This window comes from Brenneria sp. hezel4-2-4 (genome assembly GCF_013155275.1).
Taxonomy (GTDB): Bacteria; Pseudomonadota; Gammaproteobacteria; order Enterobacterales; family Enterobacteriaceae; genus Brenneria.
Map to the genome: position 1 here is coordinate 216,833 of NZ_JABJXS010000004.1, position 24,425 is coordinate 241,257.

The window sequence follows — 24,425 nt, forward strand, 5'->3', positions numbered from 1 at the left end:
CTGCCGCCGCGCTTTTCGGGATGTTCATATCACGGGCCACTCCTGCGACATCGGCGGCGACATTCGCCATAAAACGCCCAAACCCCGGCCCGTGTAGCGGAACTTCCGGCGGAATAGTAAAACAGTGGAGCGACGACGAGAGCAAACCTTGATGCTTTGGTATCTGTTCCAAGCGATTAAACGCCGTTGTCCCGGCAAGCGCGTGCCGTAGATCAGAAGGTTGTTCCAATGCCGCCGGTGATGCGCCCGACGCCGCGCTGCTACTACCGGCCGCCTGATGGCTTCCCCGCAGAGAAGAACCACCCGCCTGCGCCGATTCGCCGCTGTATCCGACCGGAGACTGAATATGGGGTACGGAAGTGATACGCACGATGGATTTCCTTATTGATTATTGGCTGATGACCTGCCGATACATCAGCGGATACGGAGCGACGTCATAGGTGAACGGCTTTCGCAACTGCGCCTGAACCGCAGCGTCGGCCGTGAATACAATTTCGATGAGTGGAGATTTATGCCAAAAAGTTCCATGCCGTTGTCCGGAAAAAAAAGATGCGGGGCACAAAAAAGCGGAGTGAAACGGTAAGCTGTTTATCAGATGAAAAAAGCCGATGACAAGAACGTTTATTCTTTGGTCATCGGCTGAGATTACAAAATACTTGAGATTACAAGGTACTATGGAATACCTGCATTACGCCGGTATGCACAGGATGCGGCGATCGTCAGAATGACGATCGCGGCTCATCACATCATGCCGCCCATACCACCCATGCCGCCCATACCGCCGGCGGCGCCTAAATCCACCTTATCTTCTTTCGGCAGATCGGTAACCATGCATTCGGTGGTAATCATCAGACCAGCGATAGACGCGGCGTATTGCAGAGCGGAACGGGTTACTTTGGTTGGATCCAGGATACCCATGCCGATCATATCGCCGTATTCTTCCGTGTAAGCGTTATAGCCGTAGCTGCCTTCACCGCCTTTGACGGTATTGGCAATCACGGAAGCTTCTTCACCGGCGTTAATTACGATCTGACGCAGCGGAGATTCCATTGCGCGCAGCGCAACTTTGATACCCACGTTCTGGTCTTCGTTATCGCCTTTCAGGCCGGAAGCCGAGATGGAGGAAGCGGCGCGAATCAGCGCAACGCCGCCGCCGGCAACCACGCCTTCTTCCACTGCCGCGCGGGTCGCGTGCAGCGCATCTTCAACGCGGGCTTTCTTCTCTTTCATTTCAACTTCAGTCGCCGCGCCAACCTTGATAACGGCTACGCCGCCAGCCAGTTTAGCCACACGCTCTTGCAGTTTTTCTTTGTCGTAGTCAGACGTCGCATCTTCAATCTGCTGACGAATCTGGGTCACACGGCCCTGGATTGCGCCTTCGTCGCCCACGCCATCAATGATGGTGGTGGTGTCTTTGTTGATCACCACGCGTTTGGCCTGACCCAGATCTTCCAGCGTCGCTTTTTCCAGCTCCAGACCGATCTCTTCAGAAATCACCGTACCCGCAGTCAGGGTGGCGATATCTTGCAGCATGGCTTTACGACGATCGCCGAAGCCCGGCGCTTTAACCGCCGCCACTTTCACGATGCCGCGCATGGTGTTGACCACCAGCGTCGCCAACGCTTCGCCTTCAACGTCTTCGGCGATGATCAGCAGGGGTTTACCGGCTTTGGCAACGGCTTCCAGCACCGGCAGCATTTCGCGGATATTGGAGATCTTTTTGTCAGCCAGCAGGATGAACGGGCTTTCCAGCTCAACAGAACCGGTTTCCGGTTTGTTGATGAAGTAAGGGGACAGGTAACCGCGATCGAACTGCATACCTTCAACAACGTCCAGCTCGTCTTGCAGACCGGTGCCTTCTTCAACGGTGATAACACCTTCTTTGCCGACTTTTTCCATCGCTTCCGCAATCAGTTTACCCACGGTTTCGTCGGAGTTTGCGGAGATGGTGCCAACCTGTGCGATAGCTTTGAAATCAGAACAAGGGACAGATTGTTTTTTCAATTCTTCAACCGCGGCGATAACGGCTTTATCGATACCGCGTTTCAAATCCATCGGGTTCATGCCCGCGGCTACGGCTTTCAGGCCTTCAGTGATGATGGACTGAGCCAGTACGGTGGCCGTGGTGGTGCCGTCGCCCGCTGCGTCATTCGCTTTGGAGGCGACTTCTTTCACCATCTGTGCGCCCATGTTTTCGAACTTGTCTTCCAGCTCGATTTCACGCGCAACGGACACGCCGTCTTTAGTAATGGTGGGAGCGCCGAAGGATTTATCCAATACAACGTTACGGCCTTTAGGACCCAGGGTAACTTTCACTGCATCGGCCAGTACGTTTACGCCGCGCAGCATTTTTACGCGAGCGTCATTACCGAATTTTACGTCTTTAGCTGCCATTGGTGTATTTCCCTTAAATTCGTTCAGTTCAGATGATTACGCGCAATTATTACGCTTCAACAATTGCCAGAATGTCGCTTTCAGACATGATCAACACTTCTTCGTTATCGATCTTCTCCGCCTTCACGCCATAGCCATCATTGAAAATGACGATATCGCCTACTTTCACATCCAGCGGCTTCACTTCGCCGTTTTCCAGGATGCGCCCATGGCCGATGGCCAGAACTTCGCCACGGGTAGATTTACCTGCGGCGGAGCCGGTCAGAACGATGCCGCCAGCAGATTTGGATTCTACTTCTTTGCGCTTGACGATCACGCGGTCATGCAATGGACGAATTTTCATTGATAGCTCTCCTTTGAGAAAGTCCATATCAGTTTTAGGATGAACACCAGATATGCCCTCATATCCGGCCTTGTGGTGTTCTAAGTGGGGGCGTTTCTCATCCCTTCAAGGGAAGAAATTTACTTTTTTTGCATCAGATGATGCTTTTTTGTGCTAATGAAAATAAAAAGCCAGCAATATCAATACAATATTACCGGCTTATTTTGCTGTTCGATCAGGGTTCAGCGATCGTCTTTTTCATCCCGATGCTCAATATTTCTATGGCCGCCGTCTTTGCGCTGATACTCGCCCTCGAACGTATTACCGTCGGAAGAAGCGCCGGGACCGGAACGCCAAATGTGTAAATGCGGCATCAGTTTCAGCGTTAAACGCTTCTGTACCGGCGGCAACAGGAGCAGCAACCCGAGGAAATCCGTAAAGAATCCCGGGATCAGCAGCAGAAAACCCGCCAGCACCAGCGACACGCTTTTCACCATCTCCGCCGCCGGACTTTCACCCGACGCCATTTTCTGCTGCATCTGGACAATGGTTTTCATGCCCTGGTTACGCACCAGCGACACGCCGACACAAGACGTGAAGACCACCAACAACAGGGTCATCGCCACGCCGAGCACCTCCGCCACCTGAATGAACAGCGATATCTCTACGTAGGCAAAAAGAAAGATTAATAGTAACGGCAACCAGCGCACCTGATTCTCCTGTTTTTGAAAACGCATGCTGTTAAAAACAAACGCAATTGTTGTAAACAAATTATGTTATTGAAAACAAATATGACCAGGCATCACTGCTCTGCACATTATACTGAGATGGTAGCGCGACCGGCTATTTTCAAGCTATGCCGGCACCATTTATTATCCGAAAATAGTCGCGCGTGATGACTATCACAGTTCATTTATCTGAACATAAGGGAAAGATCAGATAGTGATCCAGGCTACGATTTTTTTTCGCCGTACAGAATATCATCATGACAACGGATGCAGTTATGGTTAAACATTCTGCGACTGTTGCCTCTGGTAATACAATTAGTTTACACAAGTTCTAGTCAGCAGCAGAATAAGAGAAGGCTCTCATGTCAGACAACATTCGTATTGAAGAAGACCTGTTAGGTAGCAAAGAAGTTCCCGCCGATGCGTATTATGGCGTTCACACGTTACGGGCTGTCGAAAATTTTTATATCAGCAATAGCAGGATAAGCGATATCCCGGAGTTTGTGCGCGGCATGGTGATGGTCAAAAAGGCGGCCGCTCTGGCGAATAAAGAATTGCAAACTATCCCCCGTAAAATTGCCGATGTCATCATCCAGGCCTGTGATGAGGTATTGAACAACGGCAAATGCATGGATCAATTTCCGATTGATGTTTATCAGGGCGGCGCCGGCACCTCGGTAAACATGAATACCAACGAGGTGTTAGCCAACATCGGCCTGGAATTAATGGGGCACCGCAAAGGCGAATACCAGTACCTGAATCCGAACGATCATCTGAACAAGTGCCAATCGACTAACGACGCCTACCCGACCGGGTTCCGTATCGCCGTTTATGCCGCCATTCTGAAATTGGTTGATGCGCTGACCCAACTTGGCGACGGTTTCGAGCGTAAAGCCAAAGAATTTGAAAGCGTATTGAAAATGGGACGAACCCAGTTGCAGGATGCGGTTCCGATGACTTTAGGTCAGGAGTTCCATGCTTTCAATGTGTTACTGAAAGAAGAAAACAAAAATCTGCTGCGCACCGCTGAATTGTTATTGGAAGTTAACCTGGGGGCGACGGCTATCGGCACCCGTCTAAACACGCCGGATGGTTACCAGCAACTGGCGGTACAGCGCCTGGCGGAAGTCAGCGGCCTGCCGTGCGTCCCGGCGGAAGATCTGATTGAAGCCACCTCTGACTGCGGCGCTTACGTGATGGTGCACAGCGCGCTGAAGCGGCTGGCGGTGAAAATGTCGAAAATCTGTAACGACCTGCGTTTGCTCTCTTCCGGGCCGCGCGCCGGTCTTAACGAAATCAACCTGCCGCAGTTGCAAGCCGGTTCTTCCATCATGCCGGCCAAAGTCAACCCGGTGGTGCCGGAAGTGGTCAATCAGGTGTGCTTTAAAGTCATCGGCAACGATACCTGCGTCACCATGGCTTCCGAAGCAGGGCAGCTTCAGCTCAACGTGATGGAACCGGTCATCGGCCAGGCGATGTTCGAGTCAACCCATATTCTAACCAGCGCCTGCTACAACCTGCTGGAAAAATGCGTTAACGGCATTACCGCCAATAAAGAAGTCTGCGAAGCTTATGTCTTTAACTCTATCGGCATCGTCACGTATCTTAACCCGTTCATCGGCCACCATAACGGTGATATCATCGGCAAGATCTGTGCGGAAACCGGCAAAAGCGTTCGTGAAGTTGTCTTGGAACGCGGTCTGCTGACGGAGGCCGAACTGGATGATATTTTCTCTATTCAGAACCTGATGCACCCGGAATATAAAGCCAAACGCTACACCGACGAGAGTGAACAACCCTAAAATCGTAATCTGATAGTCCCATCAGGCACGCCTGTTCTAAAAAGCTGCGTGCCTTTGTTTTATGCTTTGTATAACTATAAGAAAATCTTATACCAAATACATTACATTCAAATAGTAAAGGAGCATCTTTATGCTTACCCTGGAACTTCTTATCGTTCTGCTCGCCATATACCTGGGAGCGAGACTCGGAGGCATCGGTATTGGCTTTGCCGGCGGTCTGGGCGTGTTGGTACTTACCCTCGGGTTACAGATAAAACCCGGCGTTATTCCCTTTGATGTGATTGAAATCATCATGGCGGTTATCGCGGCGATTGCCGCCATGCAGGTCGCCGGCGGGATGGATTATCTGGTCGGCCTGGCTGAGAAACTACTGCGTCGCCAGCCCAAGTACGTGACCTTTCTGGCTCCGCTGGTAACCTATTTCATGACGATCCTGGCGGGAACCGGCCACACCGCCTTCTCTACCCTGCCCGTTATCGCCGAAGTCGCCAAAGAGCAGGGGATTCGCCCTTCCCGGCCTTTGTCGATCGCCGTCGTGGCGTCACAAATTGCCATCACCGCTTCCCCCATTTCAGCGGCGGTGGTGTTCGTGGCGGGCATCCTGGAACCCGTGGGCGTCAGCTATCTGATGCTGCTGGGGATTTGCATCCCCACCACGCTGACGGCCGTACTGTTGACCGCTATCGTGAGCAACTTTCTGGGCAAAGAGCTCGAACATGACGAAGTGTATCAGGAACGCCTGAAAAAAGGCGAAACCGTGCTGCGCGGCGCCAGCAAGCTGGAGGTGAAACCCGGCGCCAGACGTTCCGTGGCGTTGTTCCTGTTTGGCATCGTCGCCGTAGTGCTGTACGCCACCGCCATCAGCGATACGGTCGGCTTGATTCAGAACCCGGTTTTACCGCGTAACGAAGCGATTGTGGTATTTATGCTGACGGTCGCCACGCTGATTTGCATCACCTGCAAGGTAGATACGACACGGATCCTCTCCGCCAGCACGTTTAAATCCGGCATGAGCGCATGTATTTGCGTCATGGGCGTCGCCTGGCTGGGCGATACCTTTGTTAAGGCCCATATTTCCGATATTCAGGCAACCGCCGGCGGATTGTTGCAAAACTATCCGTGGATGCTTGCGGTGGTGCTGTTCTTTGCTGCCACCCTGCTTTATTCGCAGGCGGCGACGGCAAAAGCGCTGATGCCCGCAGCGTTGTTGCTCGGCGTATCGCCGGTTACCGCGGTCGCATCGTTTGCGGCGGTTTCCGCGCTGTTTGTATTGCCGACCTATCCGACGCTGCTGGCCGCCGTTGAAATGGATGATACCGGCTCAACCCGCATCGGAAAATATGTGTTTAACCACTCCTTCCTGATACCGGGCGTACTGGCCATTTCGCTGTCAGTGATATTCGGGTTTATCCTCGGCAATATTCTGTTGTAACCCTTGGGCGGATCGGCCGGACGCGTCGATCCGCACCATTCCCCTCACGTCACAAAGCAAGGTATAGTGTCCGCACGTTCACCTGAAACCGAGGCCACGATGTCCGACCGCCCTGCCTGCGATGCCGTCGTCATACTCTGCACCGCGCCTGACGAGTCTTGCGCACAACGGCTTGCCGCATCGCTGTTGGAAGAACGGCTCGCCGCCTGCGTCACCCTCTTGCCCGGCGCCCGCTCGTTTTATCACTGGGAAGGCAAGCTTGAGCGGCAATCAGAAATACAAATGCTGATCAAAAGCGACACGTCACATCAACAGGCTTTGCTGGCTCATCTGAAACAACGCCATCCCTATCAGACGCCGGAACTGCTGGTGTTGCCGGTATTGGGTGGCGATAGCGATTATCTGACATGGCTCAACGCATCTTTACGCTGATTTTCCTGATTTGGGCGACATTTGGCGCCACGATCACGGCGGCGGCGCCGTTTACGCAAAACGCGCCTGCGCAGTTTTTGCCTGTCGATCGGGCTTTCGCCTTTGATTTCCAGCAGCGGGATAACCAACTGGTTGTCCGCTGGGATATCCAGCCGGGCTATTATCTGTATCGGCAGCAGATCAAGATTGAAGGAAACCGGGCGGTTATCGGCCAGCTTGATGTTCCTGCCGGCCTCAGTCATCAGGATGCGTTTTTCGGTGAGGTATTCATCTTTAAACACCAGCTCGCGCTGAATATTCCGCTGATTCGGGCGGATAACGCCGCAACGGTTCAGGTCACCTATCAGGGTTGCGCCGATGCGGGTTTCTGTTATCCGCCGGAAACGCGGGTTATCCCCATAAGCCAGATTTTACCGGCATCTGACGGCGGCGCGCGCCCCTCTCAACCACCGCGGGAAACGCCATTGCCTTTCTCTCCCTGGTGGGCGTTGTTAATGGGTATCGGCGTCGCCTTTACCCCTTGCGTACTGCCGATGTATCCGCTGATCTCCGCGCTGGTGCTCGGCAGAAAAGAACAACTTACGCTTCGCCGAACTTTCCTGCTCGCCATGACCTATGTTCAGGGAATGGCGCTGACCTACACGCTGCTGGGGTTGATTGTCGCCGCCGCCGGGCTGCGTTTTCAGGCCGCGCTGCAACATCCTTATGTGTTGATCGGCCTGTCGGTGCTGTTCATCGCGCTGGCGCTGTCGATGTTTGGTCTGTACACGTTGCAACTGCCTTCTTCCATGCAAACCCGGCTGACTGAATGGAGCAATCGCCAACAGGGAGGATCGCTGACGGGCGTGTTCGGCATGGGCGCGCTGGCTGGGTTAATTTGCTCCCCCTGCACCACCGCGCCGCTCAGCGCGATCCTGCTCTATATCGCCCAGAGCGGTAATCTGCTGGCCGGCGGCGGCTCGCTGTATCTGTACGCGTCAGGTATGGGGCTGCCTCTGATCCTGATCGCTTTGTTCGGCAATCGCCTGTTGCCGCGTAGCGGCCCGTGGATGCAATACGTCAAAGAAGCGTTCGGTTTCGTCATTCTGGCACTGCCCGTCTTTCTTCTTGAGCGCATACTGGGTGAAAGTTGGGGGATGCGGCTATGGAGTCTGCTTGCCGTCGCGTTCTTCGGCTGGGCGTTCACGCTGAGTTTGCGCAGCCATAAAGGCTGGATACGCGGCGTGCAGTTATTGCTGTTGGCGGGATCGTTAATCGCCGCTCGCCCTTTACAGGACTGGGTATTCCCTCCCCTGGGTTCAGAACAGCGACATTCGTCCTCCGCTTTGGATTTTATGCCGGTAACCACGATTGTCGGGCTGGAAAATGCGCTGACGGAAAGCCATCAACCCGTCATGCTCGATCTTTACGCTGACTGGTGCGTTGCCTGTAAAGAGTTTGAAAAATACACGTTCAGCGACGGTAACGTGCAACGTCATTTATCGCGCATGCGGTTATTACAGGCGGATGTTACCGCAAACCGCGCGGAGCAAAATGCGCTGCTGAAAAAATTACAGGTTTTGGGGCTGCCGACGATTTTATTTTTTGATGCGCACGGGAAAGAGATCCCCGGCTCACGCGTGACCGGCTTTATGGATGCGGAAAGATTTCGGGCGCATTTGCAGAAGTTCGTCCCTTAAACGACACTTCTTATCTGATAACCGCTCTTCTGAAGGAGAACCCATGCAACGGGAAGAAGTTCTTGAACATGCACTCACTCTGCTAGAGCAGCACGGTTTCGCCATGACCACTCTGGAGATGCTGGCGCAAAAACTGGATCTATCGGTAACAGAGTTACAGCCTTTTTGGCCCGATCGCGAAGCCCTGCTTTATGACAGCCTGCGCTATCACGGCCAACAGGTGGATACCTGGCGGCGGCAACTGCTGTTGGACGAGGCGAAAAGTATTGAGCAAAAACTTCTGGCGCGATATCAGGTTCTGTATGACTCGGTAAAACAGGGCCGTTATCCCGGCTGCCTGTTTATCGCCGCCTGTAGCTTCTTTCCTGATATTACTCATCCGATTCATCAGATTGCGGAACAGCAAAAACTGGCCTCTTACCGCTATACTCGCGATTTACTGGAAGCGTTGGAGACGGACGATCCGGAAATGGTGGCGCAGCAGATGGAACTTATTTTGGAAGGATGCCTGAGCAGACTGTTGGTAAAGCGTCAGATATCCAGCATAGAGACAGCCCAGCGGCTGGCTGAAGACGTATTGCGCTTTTCATTATGTCGCAAGAATGGCGCATTGACCTGATATCGGCAACAATGCGTGATGCGCGGCTTGTGCTTTGGCTGAAAAGTCGGCAGTCAGCAGTGTTTTCCGCGCTTTAGCGCATAAACCCGTTGACGACGCGCAGGCAATACGGTTTAATGCGCCCCGTTGCCCGGATAGCTCAGTCGGTAGAGCAGAGGATTGAAAATCCTCGTGTCCTTGGTTCGATTCCGAGTCCGGGCACCACTCATTTAGAAACGGATGTCTACTGACATCCGTTTTGCATTTTAACGTCAACAAGTTATCTCCTTCCCTACGTCTGCCAAGGTCTACTGAAAACCGCTCGCGATGTTCTTGCGCCAATTAAACCCACTGAATGTAGCGAAAAAGTTAAACACTGAAATCACAAATCAGGAATAAACCCTTCTTCCCGCAAAACCCTAATCACCCCCACGAATCAGATACGAATTTGAAAACTTCGCGGTATAGCTACGAGCCCCTTCTTCCACTGGCTGAAGCAGTCCCCGGTCGATTAACTTGCCAAGATGAGATCCCCGAAAGCACGTATAGGCACCATTCTTCTAAGCCTTGCTCAGTTCCTTTATCGGCTAATGAAAGCATAGCGTAATAGCGTTCGCGATCGTTACAGAATACCGCTGTCGGATTAAGAACCCGACCACCGGCCTCAACATTAAAACCATACTAATCAATAATGCATAGGTCAGCAGTCTGACCGTTCTGCCATTACCGTTGCCAAATGGATGTCTCCAGCCAAAGCGGTGATGCACCAGCGCAATCTTCATCAGATCATATTTTGGCTTATCGGCCCGGTTAATAAATGCCGCAAGTTCCGCCATATAGTCAGGAACGCGAATGTGATCCGGCGGCAAATGGTCAGACTGAGCAATACTGACGTTATGTTGCCGATATGCACCGGGAGTTTTATCGCCTTCCTGTTGCAGCCCGGCAACCGCCAGACTATGCAGCTCGAGGATAAAATATTCCGTTATGTCATCACCATTGTTCAGGTATTCGTCGATGAACTCCATCGTAGCTTCAATATTGTTAGTTCCGTCAGCGCATCGATCAAAGGGGAATCAAAGTCAGGGTTCAGAAGGCCGAGTTCAAAGTGATTAAATTGAGCCATGATGTTTAGTTATCTCAAATAGTTCATGACGACATCTCAAAAGTACATCAAAAATACCAATGTAATCCATAAATTAGAAATAACGTCGTTTCTGATGATCTCAAGAATCATTAATCCAACATATCAAATTTAAGTTTAAAAGATGTTCAATAGAGAGGGTTACGGGCCATTGCCTACACAATGTCCTTTTCAGCCAAGAGATTGTCCGCCACAGCAATGTATTGCGCAGATTTCGCCTTAGTATCAGTCATGAATGTACTTTCACCTAAAACTGTTGCCAGGGAGTTCCTATGGAATCAGCAATAGACAAACATCTCAAATGTCCCCGAACACTTTCCCGTCGGGTTCACGATGATTATCAGTAGCCTTTTCCGATGTTTGTCGGCCGTGCAGGTGAGAGTCTGCGTGTAATGAACGTGTTCTGAGCCACAAGCCTGAGCCAGGAAGGCCAGCGAGAAGCAATGCAGGGACGCGCCACAACCATAAAACACATCCGAAACGGAGATAATGAACGATGAACGAACAGCAACCTGCTATGGAACAAAACGCCTCCCTCTATGTACGCCTCGGGGGTTATGATGCCATTTACGTGTTCGCCGGCGCCGTGTTGAGAAAAACCATGACGCACCCCACCATCGGCCATATCTGGAGCCATATGTCCGAATCGACGTTTATGAAGGAACATATCAACTTCGTCGATTTCCTCTGTGAAAAATGGGGCGGCAACACCAAATATCGGGGCCGAGACATGGTGACCGCACATCGCGGTATGGGGCTGACCGAAGAGCACTGGATCGCCGTGTTTGAGTGTATCGACGAGTGCTATGACGATTTCAACGTACCGGACGACATTCGCGAAGAGGTCACCGCCTTCCTGACTCAGTTCAAACCAGTCATCATCGGCGGACCTTCCTACCGGGATATCGTCATCGCGCACCCCGAAATGGATGTGGCCAAAGGGATGAAAAGCGTCGGCATTCAATGGCCGGCACCGGACAAATCATCCTGACGGGAAACCTTCTCCGCGAATACAAACGCCAGACAGCCTAAATCCAGCGGACGTCCGTCTCAATCACGTGCTTGTTCGTCTGAGACGAGTATTGTTGACGCGCCGGATTTATTATCAATCAGCAAACTGAACCGCCCCAGCTTTCCTGGAGAATGTTAAATCCGGGAACTCAGGCTGCCGGTTCCTTATTTCCCAGGGAAGCATAATATGCCTTTTCTGCTTCCGCTGGCGGGATATGGCGGTGGGGCGTCGCCCACAGCGCCTGCTCCAGTGCATCCAGTACGAACGACGTTTCCATTGTCGATGATATCCCAGGAAGTCAGGGAAGACGCGCTAACTATCTGTAAAAAACAATGCCCGGATAGTGTGTCCATCCCCAGGGCGAGGTACGCCTATGTTTTATTTTTCAACCTAACCTCAACGAAATGGCTTTTTTTAAGAAATTTTAATTAATTTAATAAATGAGTCGGGCGATTTCATCCTTGTCATTATGCTGCATTCACACTTATAAATATTAAGACAATATAACGAATAACAATAGGATAGGTCGTTTGCATCTTATTTGGTTGATGATTACATCAATTAATAAGTTCGCTATTAATATTTCTTGAATGTTTTTAATCTCTGTTGACGATGCCATTTATTGGATTATATTGTTTAATGTAATTAAAAATAATTAAAAACTCAAACTTACTATTTATATAATCAAGATGGAATTTATTTACCACACTATTTATGACTATAGAAATAACCGTTTTTAAAGTGCATAAATATTGCTAAATTAATGATGAGCGTTATTAGAAATAATTCACATTCAAGGTTTTAACCACTTTACAAGTGAGAGATTATGAATTCAATTAATTATTATACCGTGTCACAACGTAACATTGTTAGGATACACGACACGCGTCGATCGTCCTGATTTTCATGTGCATCCATTTAAAAGATGTCAATCATCGCTAGGCCTGTAATTAAATGGCATCTATATAATCGCACGTAAAAAAACAATATCTTTTATTATATTTAATTTGGTTAAGCATCTTTCATTTGTGCCATCAAGGTAGCTAACACGAATACTCTTAATATTTGGTGAGTTTTTACCATCATCAAATATTAAAAGACGAGTTTACATACTGGAAAACATCTCTACAAGCTTCAATTGAAAAATGGTATATATTATGAATGATAGATTTGAAAGTATGATATCTCGCTATAAAGGCGATGGTCCCTATTTGCAGGTTGACGATATCAAATATATTGATGCCGCTTCAGGTACATTTAATCTACAATTCGGCTATACCAACAAAAGGATAGCGGATAAACTTAAAGCGCAAATTGATCGCTGTGCTCACTTAAGCTCTGCTTATACCCGTGAAATATCACAGTGCATACTTAAGAAACTCATAAAACATACTCCTGAAAATATTGATCGTATCTGGTTGCGTGATGTCAGCGGCTCTGGTGCCGTTGAGTGCGCTATCCGTATGGCGCAGAAGTACACTGGACGCTCAGGCGTCATTTCGCTTTTTTTGGCTCATCACGGTCAATCTCTGGCGACGGCTCAGATTTCGGGGAATGCATTTCGTATTAAACATTTTCACGTAAATATTGACGGCTCTCTAAAAATTCCCGTCCCTGCAAGCGTTATGTCAAATTCTGAAGAGACGCATCAACAAGAATATTACCCCGATATCCAGGATATTTATCAGTACGGGTCAAATGAAAACATTGCCTGCTTAATCGTTGAACCGATACTGGGTAATGGCGGGAATATCGTCCTTTCCGAGAGCTTTTATCGTACTGTGCGTGAGTTCTGCAATAGAAACGGCATTATTCTTATCGCCGACGAGGTGCAGACGGGTTTTGGAAGAACAGGCACCTTTTTTGCCTCAGCCGGTTATGCCAAGGCACTTGAACCAGATATTATCGTATTTGCCAAAGGGGCGGGGGGAATAGGCATTCCGACCGGCGGCGTCCTGATGCGAAAAGAACTGGACGTACTTGAGTCATTCGAACATTCAAGCACCTCTGGCGCTAATCCTTTATCACTTGTCGCCCTAAATGAAACTGTCGATATTCTTGAAGAAGAAGGGATTCTTGACAATGTCGTGAATGGTGAAAAATTTTTGCGTAGCGGATTGCTGTCGCTACAGGAAAAATATGCAGACATCAGTGGCGTACGGGGTGTGGGATATATGTACGGGTTTGATACTCCCAGCCCTGAATATGCAACGCAAGCTATTGCGATTGCGGCCAAGCATAGATTGATTATTCGTGGTGCTCGATATGGGAAAGGTAAAGCGCTAAAAGTTCGTCCGCCTCTGATTTGCACCCGAGAACATTTGCAGGAAATTCTCACCAAATTGGACAGTACTTTTAACGAAATGCAAAGCTTATCTATTTCCCAAACGGAGGCAGTGTAATGCAGGCGCTTAAATATTATCAGACATGGCAGGTTGATATTACTGAAACACCGGAACCGACGTGTTCCGAGGCGGATGATGTTATTGTTGATATCGCCGTATGTGGAATTTGTGGAACTGACGTAGGCATTATTAGCGGCGATTATCCGGTCGCGCAAAGTGGCGTAACTATTGGTCATGAAGCCAGCGGCGTAGTGGCTAAAGTGGGTAACGGCGTCACCCGGTTTAAGCCGGGTGACAGAGTGGTTATCAATCCTACGTATTCCTGTAAGCAATGCCGCATGTGCCAAACCGGCAATCCAAACCATTGTGAAAAGAAAATGGGCACTGAAGCGGGTGTGTCTTATGACGGTGCTTTCGCAAATCAGTATCGTGCTAAGGAAGCTTTTTTACGCAAGTTGGATGATCACGTCACCATGCGGGAGGCCGCGCTGACAGAACCTTTAAGCTGCACCATCACCGGCGTGGATAAACTGGCGATAACCCATACCAATATTCGAGCGGCCGTTGCCGGCGCAGGCCCGATGGGGATGCTCTATTTGTGGGTGCTGCACCAACGGGGGGTCGAGGCTTTTATGGTTGAAAAAAATCCTCATCGGTATCAGTTTGCCAGCGATAGCCTACCGCCTTCATCGCGTATTTATGATGATTTTGAGCAAGCCCTGGAACAGGAATACGGATCCCGGAACAGTCAGATCGACCTCGTGGTGGATACGACGGGTCAGTTGACCGAATTGATATTCGAGCATCTCGCTCCCGGCGGCAAGTTATTGAACGTGGCGTTAAAGGATAAGCACGCCACCCTGGACGTACTGAAAATTGCCGATAAGAGTCTGTCGATCATCGGTTCGATCGATTCGCTGAATAACAGCTTTGAACGCGCCTACGCCATGATCCGTGATGGGGAAGTTCCGGCCGAGCGTCTGATAAGCCATGAAATTGCCTTCGCTGATTATCAGCGTGCTTTCAGACTGGTCGGCTGCGATATAGCCAACAAGACAATGGCGCCGCTTGAGGTTCCAAATTGTAAGGTGTTGATACGTTTGGCGAATATTGATTAACGGAGTGAATATGACATCTCTGTCCGTGATTTTTGATATCGACGGAGTCATTGTTGATAGCGAAAAGCTGCACTTTGACGTGTTGCAGACGCTGATTCCGGAGCAGATACAGCATTATACGCCACAGCAGCTTATTGGACTGAGTCTGGAGGATACGCTGAGTTTTATCGGCATAGCCGCTTCCGATCAGCCCGGTATTGTCTCTCGGGTGATCGATACCTATAAAGAGCTGCTTGCTCCGCACTCCTTGCGTCCAGGCGTGAAGGATCTTATCTACAAGCTGCAACAGCGGGGCATCGCCTTTGGTTTTGTCTCTACCGCCCCACGCCACCTATGCCTTGCCAACCTGGCGCTTCTTGAGCTGGACGAGCCAGTTCAAGTGATAGGGGGAGACGATATAGCGCGCACCAAGCCGTTCCCTGACCCTTATCTGGAGATGCTTGAACGACTCCACGCGGCGCCGAAAAATACGGTGGTGATTGAAGATACCGACCTGGGGATCTCTGCTGCGAATCAGGCTGGTATCGCGCAGATTTATGCATGGCCTCATGCGCTCTCTGACCAGCAGCACTATCGGCAGGCCTCCGCGGTAATTGCCAGTCTGGGCGATATCGCTGAGTTCTCTCAACTAAATGTAGTTTCCTGACAGCTACCCCCCCATGTCCGCGTGGGGGGTATAAGGATGTCGTTGTGACTGAAAAAGACGCTATCTCCCTGACCAAAAAACCGATTGCAGCAACGCGCAAAGCTTTTTTCATCGCCGGATTCAGCCTGGCAAGCTGGGCCCCGCTTATCCCCCTAACCAAAGAGCGTCTTCAGGTGGATAACGGCATTATGGGCGCTATCCTGTTAGCTTTTGGTCTTGGGTCGCTATTGATGATGCCTTTATCCGGCATGTTGGCTGTCCGCTTCGGCTGTCGGCGCGTTTTTACGCTGGCGCTGCTGTTAGTTTTAGCTACGCTGCCGGCGTTAGTGAAATTGGAGGATATTATCCCGCTGGCGCTGGCGCTTTTTCTCTTTGGCGCAGGCATCGGCGCCATGGATGTTGTGGTCAACATTCATGCCGTGATTACCGAAAAATATGCCCAAAGACCGATCATGTCCGGATTTCATGCACTTTTCAGTCTTGGTGGAATAGCCGGCGCCGCGGCGGTCAGCGCACTACTGGCCGGGGGAATATCGCCGCTGCATGTCGTGATGATAGTGATTGTTCTATTAGGATTAATCATGTTGTTTGCCTGGTCTGGCCTCATGGATAAGGCAGAACGCCGCGAGACGCCTTTTTTTGTGTTGCCAAAGGGAGTGGTAGTTGTGCTGGGGCTGCTGTGCTGCATCGCATATGTGATGGAAGGTTCCATGCTGGACTGGAGCGGGATCCTGTTAATCAGCCAGCACAACATCGATATCCATCAGGCGGGGCTGGGATATACACTCTTTGCCATCACCATGACGTTAGGGCGGTTTCTGGGGGACAAAGCGATTGCGATGCTGGGAGCCAAGAGGATCTTTATTGGTAGCGCAATCCTGGCCACATCAGGATTTATAGTGCTTATCGCGAGCAATGCGTTATTACTGACCGCTTTGGCATTTCTGCTGATTGGCATGGGGGTTGCGAATATTGCCCCGATGCTGTTTACCGCGTCAGGGCAGCAAAAAGATATGCCTGATGCGTTAGCTGTCGCCGCGGTTTCTACGCTGGGCTATTCAGGGATATTAATGGGTCCCGCGATAATTGGTTTCGTCGCGCATCTTTTCTCTCTGATTGGCGCATTTATTTTTGTTACTCTGCTTTCAATTATCCTGCTGGTTGTTTCATGTAGGGTCAAATTAACGACTTAGGGGGATGTAAGCGGAACGGTAGCATGCTTATAAACCTGAGGAAGAGTGATGAAGCTTGATAACAGGCGGGGATGGGGCTTGTGGTGAATGTCAACGTAATAGACAACTGACTATCTCCCGGCTCCGGGCATAGTCCCTGCAAAGAAACCAGCCAGTTGGCTTTCCGGGTACCGGACTCTTTATAAAAAAGGAGCCGCCGCAGCGGCTCCCCGGCAGCGATTATCTCACCTCAACATCAATCATTGGGGGGATATAGCCATAGTCATACTCTTCCAGCACGAAGGTCTGTTCGCCTTTCAGTTTGATCGATACCGTCGGCGCTTCGGTGCCCCCGATGCGATAGGTATCTTCACCCGTTGGTACGGAATCAATGAAGGATGTCACCAACCCGTTAGGCATAACATAGTGCGAGTAGGTCTGGTAAGGCTGTGAAGGCGGATTGCCCAGAACCAGCCCGGAGCCGTTCAACGGAACATAAGGCCCGAACAGGTTTTCACTGACAAAACCGTACACGCCGTCAGGCCCAGTGAGGCCGTCGCCATAGGTAAACTTATGGCTGATGGTGAACAGGTAGTATTTTCCATCCTGGAAAACAAAGTGCGGACGCTCGGTCTGGTCATTTACGCCAACCGCCGTGATCAGCGGCGGCAGCAGTTCCCAATCATCCCCATCCTCATCACGGCACACCGCAATACCTACGCAGCCGGTCTGATAGTGGGAATTGCCAGCATCTTCATAGCCAGGAGGCACATCGCCCAGTTCCTCTTTTCCAACCACATGGGAACCGCGCTCGCCCGCAACGTTGCCTTCAAACAGCATATACAGTTTGCCGCTTTTCGGATCACGGAACGGGCAAGGATCGCGGAAGGCCCAGTAAGGGTTCTGGCTTTCGGTCTGGTACATTTTGCCATCGGCTTCAAACAGGATTTTCACCTTTTTAAAGCCCACCATTTCCACGCCGTTTTCTGTGGTCACCACACGTCCGCGCACTTTTACGATGGTCGCGCCCGGCGTCACCGCAGTGTAGTAAAGATCTATTTCACCGCGATCGTTCAGCAGAACCGGCGTACCCGCCCATTCGCGCGTCGTCGGTGAAACGCCTTCTTCCATGACGCGGCCGCCCAGGATCCAGTCTTTACCGGTGCGTGAATACCAGAAGTACATTTTTGCCCGGCCGTGACGGTCGTTCCAGTCGAGGGTAATGTCATAATTGCCCTGTTCGTCCTGATACTCCGGCGCGGTCGGGTTACGATCGGCGGTCAGGGTGAAAATAACCGACCAGCCGTTGACCGAGGCGATATTGCCGTCAATATCGCGCAGCGGCATGGTATCCCAGATAAACACGTCATCGCTCATGACCGGGAAATCGCCGCTGACCAGCGGCTGGGTTGTGGTCGGATCGTATTCATTGACTTTCAGCGCATCTGCCCGCGACCAAATAGTCGGCTTATGCGGTTGAATACTTTTAAGAGCGGCTTTCTTACCTTGATTCAATTGATTAAGTTGATTCATAATATTTCTCTCTTGATAAAAATAAAATAAAACCAAAACATCAGGTTTGATATTCTGGCGACGTCTTTCTTTATAACGGATAATGTCCATATAATGACGGGCGCAAAAAACCCTTCCGCTGAAAAAGCAGAATAAATTCACTATTGGACTCAACAAAAAAACAAATGTATTTCAGACAATATTGCTTCAGATAAATGTTTTCATACACCTCCTTTTTTAAAAGATAACAACCCGAGCTATAAGAAAATAACTCATCAAGTAAGACATTACCTGATGAGTTTATTTCTTAGTGTTTTTTTCATTTTCCGTTCGTTCATTGAACAATCTCAATATACCGCGACGAATCTGCTCGACGCCGATAAAACCAATCATGCCGCCCAACGCCGGCGTCAATGTTTTAGGCAGCGAATAATACTCCAGAGATGCAACAGCAGTCAGCGTCAATGCCCCACACAGCGCGCCTTCCAGCAGCATACGCTGCCAGCCTCCGCCGGTGTACGCAACGCGCAGTATCGCTATAAAAATAGACAGCAATACTCCCCCTGTGGGGACATCTCCGCGCCACCAGGCATGTATTAATTCATAAATGCCTGCCCAACTGAAGACATTACTTTGCATATTTACTCTTCCCCAATATGGATTAAACAAATAAGAAAATTCTTATCAAAGTCACCGTTCATAAATAATGCATAAAAAAAGCCCCGGGGTTATCCGGGGCTAAAATAAAAAAAGCCTGCAATCAGCAGGCTTTGTAATATATCTGTTTTCCGATGGCTCAATCACTACATCTCCATCATGGGAATAAATCTAACCAGTTTCGGACAAGAGTGCAAGCCTTAATTTAAAAAAAAGTGAATTTTATTTTCTGCGCTTTATTGTTGCGATGATGTAATCAGGGAAAATAGTCTTTCAGCGGCCGTAGATTCCTGATAACACTGGGCAATAAGAGAATCATAAAATACCTTCCAGTTTCGTGACCATGTGCGCTGCGTTAAATCAGGCACCAACGTTTTAATCACTTTATATACCGAGACCGACTTTACCGGCTTCATACCGCTGCCGCCGCAGCGGGGACAAACTTTCTCTATCGTCTCACCCGCCGCGCGAGAGGCGGCGAGATCCGTCACTTTGCCCCGGCCTTTGCAACGGCAGCGGTTTTGCGGATCGTCCGCCGTCCGGCTGTATTCCTCCACGGCCATTTTCGCCATCAGCACGATGCAGTTCGCCATCTGCCGGCCGGCTGCCTTTCCCACCCGCGCCGGCGCCTGTTTCAGGCCAAAACGGGCGATCCCCGCTATCGCTTTGTTTCTTTCATCAGGATCTTTGTTGTACTTGGCAAAGATAAGGCTAAGCCCCAATGCCTCGCGTGACTGGACGACTCCGAGGGCCAGCAGGATATCGCTATAGCTGTCCCGCGCGCCCGCGGAAGAAACGCTTCCTTTTCTGGCCTGACTTATGGGTCTGTTGCCGCTTTGGGGCCGATAAACATACGTGGGCGACGCTTCCCGGCATGTAAACATCGACGAGGCCGATTTGGGGCCGCACAGGCTAAGCGCATGTTCAATCTTCATTGTAGTATCTCCGTATAACAAGCTGAGACGCTACATCGCTTAAGCGCCCGAAACCGTGTTGATAATCCGAGGTTAGATAACCACAGTCTGGCCCTATTCGGATGACGCTTCTCCCCCACGCCCCCCATAATCGCCAAAGAGGGGGCAATCCTGTTTGTGGCCGGTTCAAGTACCCGGACCGTGCTCGCAACGGACGTATTGTCGATTTACGTTCCATAGAGTCTTTCCTTTCGATCTTACTGTTAAATCCTGGTGAATAACCGCGGCTGGCGGCCATTCTGTCTATGTGCTTTGTCAGCCACCTAGTCAAAATTCAGTCATTTTTTTGTTGATTTTATCATCCGTAAAGCAGACTATAGTCAACGCCAATCAACAATACAACGAATAAATCAACACAGTGTTTATTTTTTAAGTTGGTAAAAATGACAGAGCTAACCGAACGCCTGCGCCATCTGATGCGCGAAGAGGGAATGAAGCAAAAGGATTTGGCAAAGATTGTGGGTACGTCACCTCAAACAGTAAACAACTGGTTAAAACGCGGAACGCTGAGTCGCGAATCCGCCCAGGCCATCAATGAAAAAACCGGCTACTCATTAGACTGGTTACTTAGTGGCATTGGTCAGCCGAAGCCAGAAAGCAGCAATTTCAAGGTTTCCCGCCTGCATGTCACCGAGTGGGAAAGCATTGATAACGATGATGACGAATTTGTGGAGGTTCCATTGTTAGGCGTCAGGCTATCAGCCGGAGGGGGCGCGTATGATATTGATGAAGATGAAGTTTATGCACTCCCCTTTCGTTCTCATACTTTAAGGCGGCTGGGTATCCGGGTGGAAGATACCCGCGTGGTTACCGTCATGGGCGACAGTATGGAACCCAAGCTGTCGGACGGCGACAAAGTCGCCGTCAACCTGTCGGACAGACAGATCCGAGACGGCAAAATGTATGCCATTCGCATGGGTGAGTTGCAACGCGTAAAAGCGCTGATCAAACGGCCCGACGGAAGTATCATCGTGCGTTCTTACAACTCGGCCTATGAAGACGAGGTTGTCACTAAAGAACAAATTATCAACGGTGAACTGGCCGTTATCGGGCGCGTATGGTGGGTATCCGCACTGGTGTGAACGGCCGCTCCCCTAAGCCGCTGACGACGATTTCCGCTTCGCACGCGGCATTGACGGGCGACAACCGGCCCGCGTATTAGCGGGCCGGTTGGTTAACAACAGAGAAAGGTTGCAATATCATACGACCTTTTCAGGAAAGTCCCCCGAAAGCGGCGGCCCGCATGGAACATTGGCGTTAAATCAGTCTGTAGTTCCAGTTCAAAAGTCTGTCTGGCGCTGTCCAACGCGACCATTCTGGCATCCAGAAAATCGAAATAGCGTTTAACCTGCGGATACAACGCCTTAAATAAACTCTCTTTGGCGGAAAAGCTAAGCGTCAATAAACAGCGGAATTCATCATTCTGCGCGTTCAGCCACTGATATTCCTCTTCATCCACAATACCGGGCCACAACGCCTGCGCGCGTTCAGCAGACAGAAAAGTCTCGATATCGACGCCGACGCAGGAAAGATCCGTACTGCGGATATGTGCTGCGCACAATACGCTATCCGCATTATGGCTCAAGGAACCGGCGATATTTTCAGGCCATTGCGGAGATCGATCCTCGCCGCTGTGCAGGACGAAATCGACAATCCCCAGTTTACGCACCACCTGTCTGGCCAAACAGCGGCCTGCCAGAAACTCGGCACGACGTTTCGGCACGGAACGTTCAAGCGCATCGGAAAACGGAATCTCAGCCTCGGTAAACAACACGTCGGAGTAGGCGGACAAATGGAAATGACAGCGGGCGCTAAAACCAGGGTACATGGCGCCATCCATTGCCTGCGGGAACGTTATCCATTCAACATCATTAATAAAAGCAGCAAGCATGTTACTTTACTCTTGAAGGAGAAATCACTTTCAGGGCAATCCAGCACCTCAGCCTTCAATAAATATAATGGGCGGCTCCCACCCATTATCACTCAACCAAGAACCATTACAGCGCTAAAAAGAACCCGGCGATGCTGGCGCTCATCAGGTTTGAAAGCGTACCCGCGGTGACGGCTTTCAAACCAAACCTGGCAATATCCTGACGCCGCGTCGGCGCCATACTGCCCAGTCCTCCAATAAGGATAGCTATCGATGACAAGTTAGCAAACCCACAAAGTGCGAACGAAATAATGGCCTTGGTATGATCGGACAACACCTGTAAACCAGCGGCCGCCACCACCTCGTCGGCTTTCAAATACCCGCTAAAATTCATATAGGCCACAAACTCATTGACGATCAGCTTTTGACCAATAAACGATCCGGCGATAGTCGCTTCATTCCAGGGAACGCCGATCAAAAACGCCACTGGCGAAAAGATCCAGCCTAAAATCAATTCCAGCGACAACTGCGGATAGTTAAACCAACCGCCCACGCCGCCCAGAATACCGTTAAGCAATGCGATCAGCGCGATAAACGCCAGCAGCATCGCGCCCACGTTCAGCGCCAGTTGCATACCGGAAGCCGCGCCGCTGGCCGCCGCATCAATCACGTTGGCGGGCCGATCGTTTTCATCGACAAAGCCGGACATCTCCTCCCGGTCATGGGTGCTTTCCGTTTCAGGCACCATCAGCTTGGCAAACAACAGCCCGCCGGGAGCCGCCATAAAGGAGGCCGCGATCAGGTATTCCAGCGGCACGCCCATCTGCGCATAACCGGCCATGACCGAACCGGCGATAGAGGCCAGACCGCCACACATAACGGCAAATAATTCCGACTGCGTCATACCGGCGATATACGGGCGCACCACCAGCGGCGCTTCTGTCTGACCGACGAAAATATTCGCGGTGGCGGAAAGCGATTCCGTGCGCGACGTGCCCAGCAGTTTCTGCAAGCCGCCGCCAAGCAAGCGAATCACCCACTGCATAACGCCCATGTAATAGAGCACGGCGATGAGTGATGAAAAGAAAACGATAATTGGCAGCACGCGAAGCGCAAAAACAAAACCGCCGCCGCCGAAGACTTCAAACATTTGGTCGGAAACCAAGCCGCCGAACATAAAAGAGACGCCCTGATTACCATAAGAAATGATATTGGCCACACCTTCCGTCATGCCCCCCAGCACTTTGCGTCCTAACGGAACATATAACACCAATGCGCCAATACCGATCTGAATCAGGAAAGCGCCCAATACCGTGCGTAGCCTGATGGCCTTGCGATTGCTGGAAATCAGGACGGCAAATAATACAAGTGCCGCCATGCCGATGAGACTCATGAAGAGTTGCATGTGAAGTTCCCTTTAGCGCGAGATAACGATAATTTTTTGCTAACAACCCGTTGTGATAACCATCAGTCGTTATAAAAATGAGAAGCCGATCACCCGACAAAGCAGGAGACAGGTGACTTATCAGCCGAGCCGATTATAAAGGCACGCTTTGAGCCGTAGCCAACTTATGTCACAAATATATACAACATCGAATGGTTGAAAACACATAATAGTGATCTGCATCACAATTTCATTGCCATTATATGAAAAAACAATGGCTATTTTGGAGGGAACTTCATGGAAAACGGCTTTTAAACGCCAATTGTGGTCTACCCGTACTGCGGCAATCCGAACAGTCTGAGCGTATTGCGATATACCGCCGTTGCGATATCCGCGGCGGGTTCAGGCCGCAGTTGGCAAAGCGACTGAAAAACCGCCGTTACCCGCTCAGGGCGATTTGGCTCCCCCTGATAGCCATAAACGGGCATATCCGGCGCGTCGGTTTCCAGCAACAAGCAACTGAGCGGTAAACGGGCGATCGCCTGACGGCTTTTGTTGGCGCGAGGATAGGTAATCGTTCCGCCCACGCCGATATAATAACCTAAGCGAACGAATGCCTGCGCCTGTTCCAGGCTTCCGGCGAAGCCGTGGATCACGCCGGTACGCGGCACCTCAACACGACGCAACAATTGCGCCAGTCGATCGTGGCTGCGGCGCGAGTGCAGAATGACCGGCAGATCATACTGCTTCGCCAACCTGAGTTGAGCCTCAAGCAGGTGATATTGCCGCTCAAACTGCGGCTCTTGCATATAAAGATCCAGCCCGATTTCTCCCACGGCGACCATCTTGGCGGGCTTTTGACGCAGCTGCGCCGCCAATAGTTCGAGATCGGCATCACGATGATGGGAAATATACAGCGGGTGCAACCCAAGAGCCGCATAGAGAGATGAGTGGCGGCGCGCCAGCGAGAGCACTCGCTCAAAGCGACAGGATTCGACGGCGGGGATAATAATTCGCTCGATACCTGCTTCCGAGGCCAGACGCAGGCTTGCCAGTTCATTCTCGCCGAACAGCGGGAAGTCGAAATGGCAGTGAGTATCAATAAAGGTATGCCGGGCGGCGGTATTTTCTGCCAGCCGGTTTTCAATCGTCATAGGCTTGACCGGGGTAATGAACGTGCCGAATCAACCCCGTCGCCGAGGCC

At 50.7% G+C, this 24,425-nt stretch carries 21 protein-coding genes, 1 tRNA gene and 1 pseudogene; 12 read left to right on the plus strand and 11 right to left on the minus strand.

Features of this window, described 5'->3' with window-relative positions; translation table 11 throughout:
- Window positions 1-741: 741 nt before the first annotated feature.
- From groL to HOY33_RS10765, 3 genes are all read right to left on the minus strand, one after another.
- Window positions 742-2,394, minus strand: a complete 1,653-nt coding sequence (gene groL, locus HOY33_RS10755; protein ID WP_172290216.1) for a chaperonin GroEL — start codon at window positions 2,392-2,394, stop codon at window positions 742-744.
- A 49-nt stretch (window positions 2,395-2,443) separates the two neighbouring features.
- Window positions 2,444-2,737 carry a co-chaperone GroES gene (locus HOY33_RS10760; RefSeq protein WP_048636335.1) on the minus strand — a complete coding sequence of 98 codons (294 nt, stop codon included), beginning with the start codon at window positions 2,735-2,737 and terminating at the stop codon, window positions 2,444-2,446.
- 221 nt (window positions 2,738-2,958) lie between these two features.
- A complete protein-coding gene (locus HOY33_RS10765; protein ID WP_172290217.1) occupies window positions 2,959-3,426 on the minus strand; it encodes an FxsA family protein in 468 nt (155 codons plus the stop codon).
- A gap of 380 nt (window positions 3,427-3,806) precedes the next feature.
- Between HOY33_RS10765 and aspA the strand changes: the two genes are divergently transcribed.
- The 6 genes from aspA to HOY33_RS10795 all read left to right on the plus strand — a co-directional run bounded on the left by aspA (window position 3,807) and on the right by HOY33_RS10795 (window position 9,612).
- A complete protein-coding gene (aspA, locus tag HOY33_RS10770; RefSeq protein ID WP_172290218.1) occupies window positions 3,807-5,246 on the plus strand; it encodes an aspartate ammonia-lyase in 1,440 nt (479 codons plus the stop codon).
- Between the two features lie 130 nt (window positions 5,247-5,376).
- Window positions 5,377-6,678, plus strand: a complete 1,302-nt coding sequence (locus HOY33_RS10775; RefSeq protein WP_172290219.1) for an anaerobic C4-dicarboxylate transporter — start codon at window positions 5,377-5,379, stop codon at window positions 6,676-6,678.
- A gap of 99 nt (window positions 6,679-6,777) precedes the next feature.
- Entirely contained in the window at window positions 6,778-7,110 is a 333-nt protein-coding gene (gene cutA / locus HOY33_RS10780) for a divalent cation tolerance protein CutA (protein WP_172290220.1), read from the plus strand.
- Window positions 7,086-8,789: a protein-disulfide reductase DsbD gene (locus tag HOY33_RS10785; RefSeq protein WP_172290221.1), complete on the plus strand. Its 1,704-nt coding sequence runs from the start codon at window positions 7,086-7,088 to the stop codon at window positions 8,787-8,789. Before cutA ends, HOY33_RS10785 begins: the two co-directional genes overlap by 25 nt.
- A 43-nt stretch (window positions 8,790-8,832) precedes the next feature.
- Window positions 8,833-9,408, plus strand: coding sequence for a transcriptional regulator (locus HOY33_RS10790; RefSeq protein WP_172290222.1), 576 nt, complete (start codon window positions 8,833-8,835; stop codon window positions 9,406-9,408).
- Window positions 9,409-9,536: 128 nt separating this feature from the next.
- Window positions 9,537-9,612, plus strand: a tRNA-Phe gene (locus HOY33_RS10795).
- Between the two features lie 157 nt (window positions 9,613-9,769).
- On the opposite strand, the pseudogene HOY33_RS10800 reads toward HOY33_RS10795, so the two are convergent.
- Window positions 9,770-10,513, minus strand: a pseudogene (locus HOY33_RS10800) (Fic family protein).
- 514 nt (window positions 10,514-11,027) lie between these two features.
- Here HOY33_RS10800 and HOY33_RS10805 point away from each other — a divergent pair.
- Window positions 11,028-11,522, plus strand: coding sequence for a group 1 truncated hemoglobin (locus tag HOY33_RS10805; RefSeq protein WP_172290223.1), 495 nt, complete (start codon window positions 11,028-11,030; stop codon window positions 11,520-11,522).
- Between the two features lie 169 nt (window positions 11,523-11,691).
- On the opposite strand, the gene HOY33_RS20745 is transcribed toward HOY33_RS10805, so the two are convergent.
- Window positions 11,692-11,820, minus strand: coding sequence for a hypothetical protein (locus tag HOY33_RS20745; RefSeq protein ID WP_256380226.1), 129 nt, complete (start codon window positions 11,818-11,820; stop codon window positions 11,692-11,694).
- 880 nt (window positions 11,821-12,700) lie between these two features.
- Here HOY33_RS20745 and HOY33_RS10810 point away from each other — a divergent pair.
- The 4 genes from HOY33_RS10810 to HOY33_RS10825 are packed head-to-tail and all read left to right on the plus strand — an operon-like array spanning window position 12,701 to window position 16,845.
- Entirely contained in the window at window positions 12,701-13,945 is a 1,245-nt protein-coding gene (locus HOY33_RS10810; protein ID WP_172290224.1) for an aspartate aminotransferase family protein, read from the plus strand.
- Window positions 13,945-15,006, plus strand: coding sequence for a zinc-binding dehydrogenase (locus HOY33_RS10815; protein ID WP_172290225.1), 1,062 nt, complete (start codon window positions 13,945-13,947; stop codon window positions 15,004-15,006). Before HOY33_RS10810 ends, HOY33_RS10815 begins: the two co-directional genes overlap by 1 nt.
- Before the next feature lie 4 nt (window positions 15,007-15,010).
- Window positions 15,011-15,652: an HAD family phosphatase gene (locus HOY33_RS10820; RefSeq protein WP_172290226.1), complete on the plus strand. Its 642-nt coding sequence runs from the start codon at window positions 15,011-15,013 to the stop codon at window positions 15,650-15,652.
- Between the two features lie 44 nt (window positions 15,653-15,696).
- Window positions 15,697-16,845: an MFS transporter gene (locus HOY33_RS10825; protein ID WP_172290227.1), complete on the plus strand. Its 1,149-nt coding sequence runs from the start codon at window positions 15,697-15,699 to the stop codon at window positions 16,843-16,845.
- A gap of 219 nt (window positions 16,846-17,064) precedes the next feature.
- On the opposite strand, the gene HOY33_RS10830 is transcribed toward HOY33_RS10825, so the two are convergent.
- The 3 genes from HOY33_RS10830 to HOY33_RS10840 all read right to left on the minus strand — a co-directional run bounded on the left by HOY33_RS10830 (window position 17,065) and on the right by HOY33_RS10840 (window position 19,928).
- Complete coding sequence (locus HOY33_RS10830) at window positions 17,065-18,357, minus strand: glycoside hydrolase family 68 protein (RefSeq protein ID WP_233356394.1); 1,293 nt, start codon at window positions 18,355-18,357, stop codon at window positions 17,065-17,067.
- 279 nt (window positions 18,358-18,636) lie between these two features.
- Window positions 18,637-18,975, minus strand: a complete 339-nt coding sequence (locus HOY33_RS10835) for a phage holin, lambda family (RefSeq protein WP_172290228.1) — start codon at window positions 18,973-18,975, stop codon at window positions 18,637-18,639.
- A gap of 254 nt (window positions 18,976-19,229) precedes the next feature.
- Complete coding sequence (locus tag HOY33_RS10840; RefSeq protein WP_172290229.1) at window positions 19,230-19,928, minus strand: antitermination protein; 699 nt, start codon at window positions 19,926-19,928, stop codon at window positions 19,230-19,232.
- Window positions 19,929-20,350: 422 nt separating this feature from the next.
- Here HOY33_RS10840 and HOY33_RS10845 point away from each other — a divergent pair, with 422 nt between their 5' ends.
- Entirely contained in the window at window positions 20,351-21,049 is a 699-nt protein-coding gene (locus tag HOY33_RS10845; protein WP_172290230.1) for a helix-turn-helix transcriptional regulator, read from the plus strand.
- A gap of 92 nt (window positions 21,050-21,141) precedes the next feature.
- On the opposite strand, the gene HOY33_RS10850 is transcribed toward HOY33_RS10845, so the two are convergent.
- From HOY33_RS10850 to HOY33_RS10860, 3 genes are all read right to left on the minus strand, one after another.
- The gene (locus HOY33_RS10850; protein WP_172290231.1) at window positions 21,142-21,858 is read right to left on the minus strand and encodes a 4'-phosphopantetheinyl transferase; all 717 of its coding nucleotides are present in this window, start codon (window positions 21,856-21,858) and stop codon (window positions 21,142-21,144) included.
- A 106-nt stretch (window positions 21,859-21,964) separates the two neighbouring features.
- Complete coding sequence (locus tag HOY33_RS10855; RefSeq protein WP_233356395.1) at window positions 21,965-23,242, minus strand: NupC/NupG family nucleoside CNT transporter; 1,278 nt, start codon at window positions 23,240-23,242, stop codon at window positions 21,965-21,967.
- 308 nt (window positions 23,243-23,550) lie between these two features.
- Window positions 23,551-24,375, minus strand: a complete 825-nt coding sequence (locus tag HOY33_RS10860) for a TatD family hydrolase (protein WP_172290232.1) — start codon at window positions 24,373-24,375, stop codon at window positions 23,551-23,553.
- Window positions 24,376-24,425: the final 50 nt, after the last annotated feature.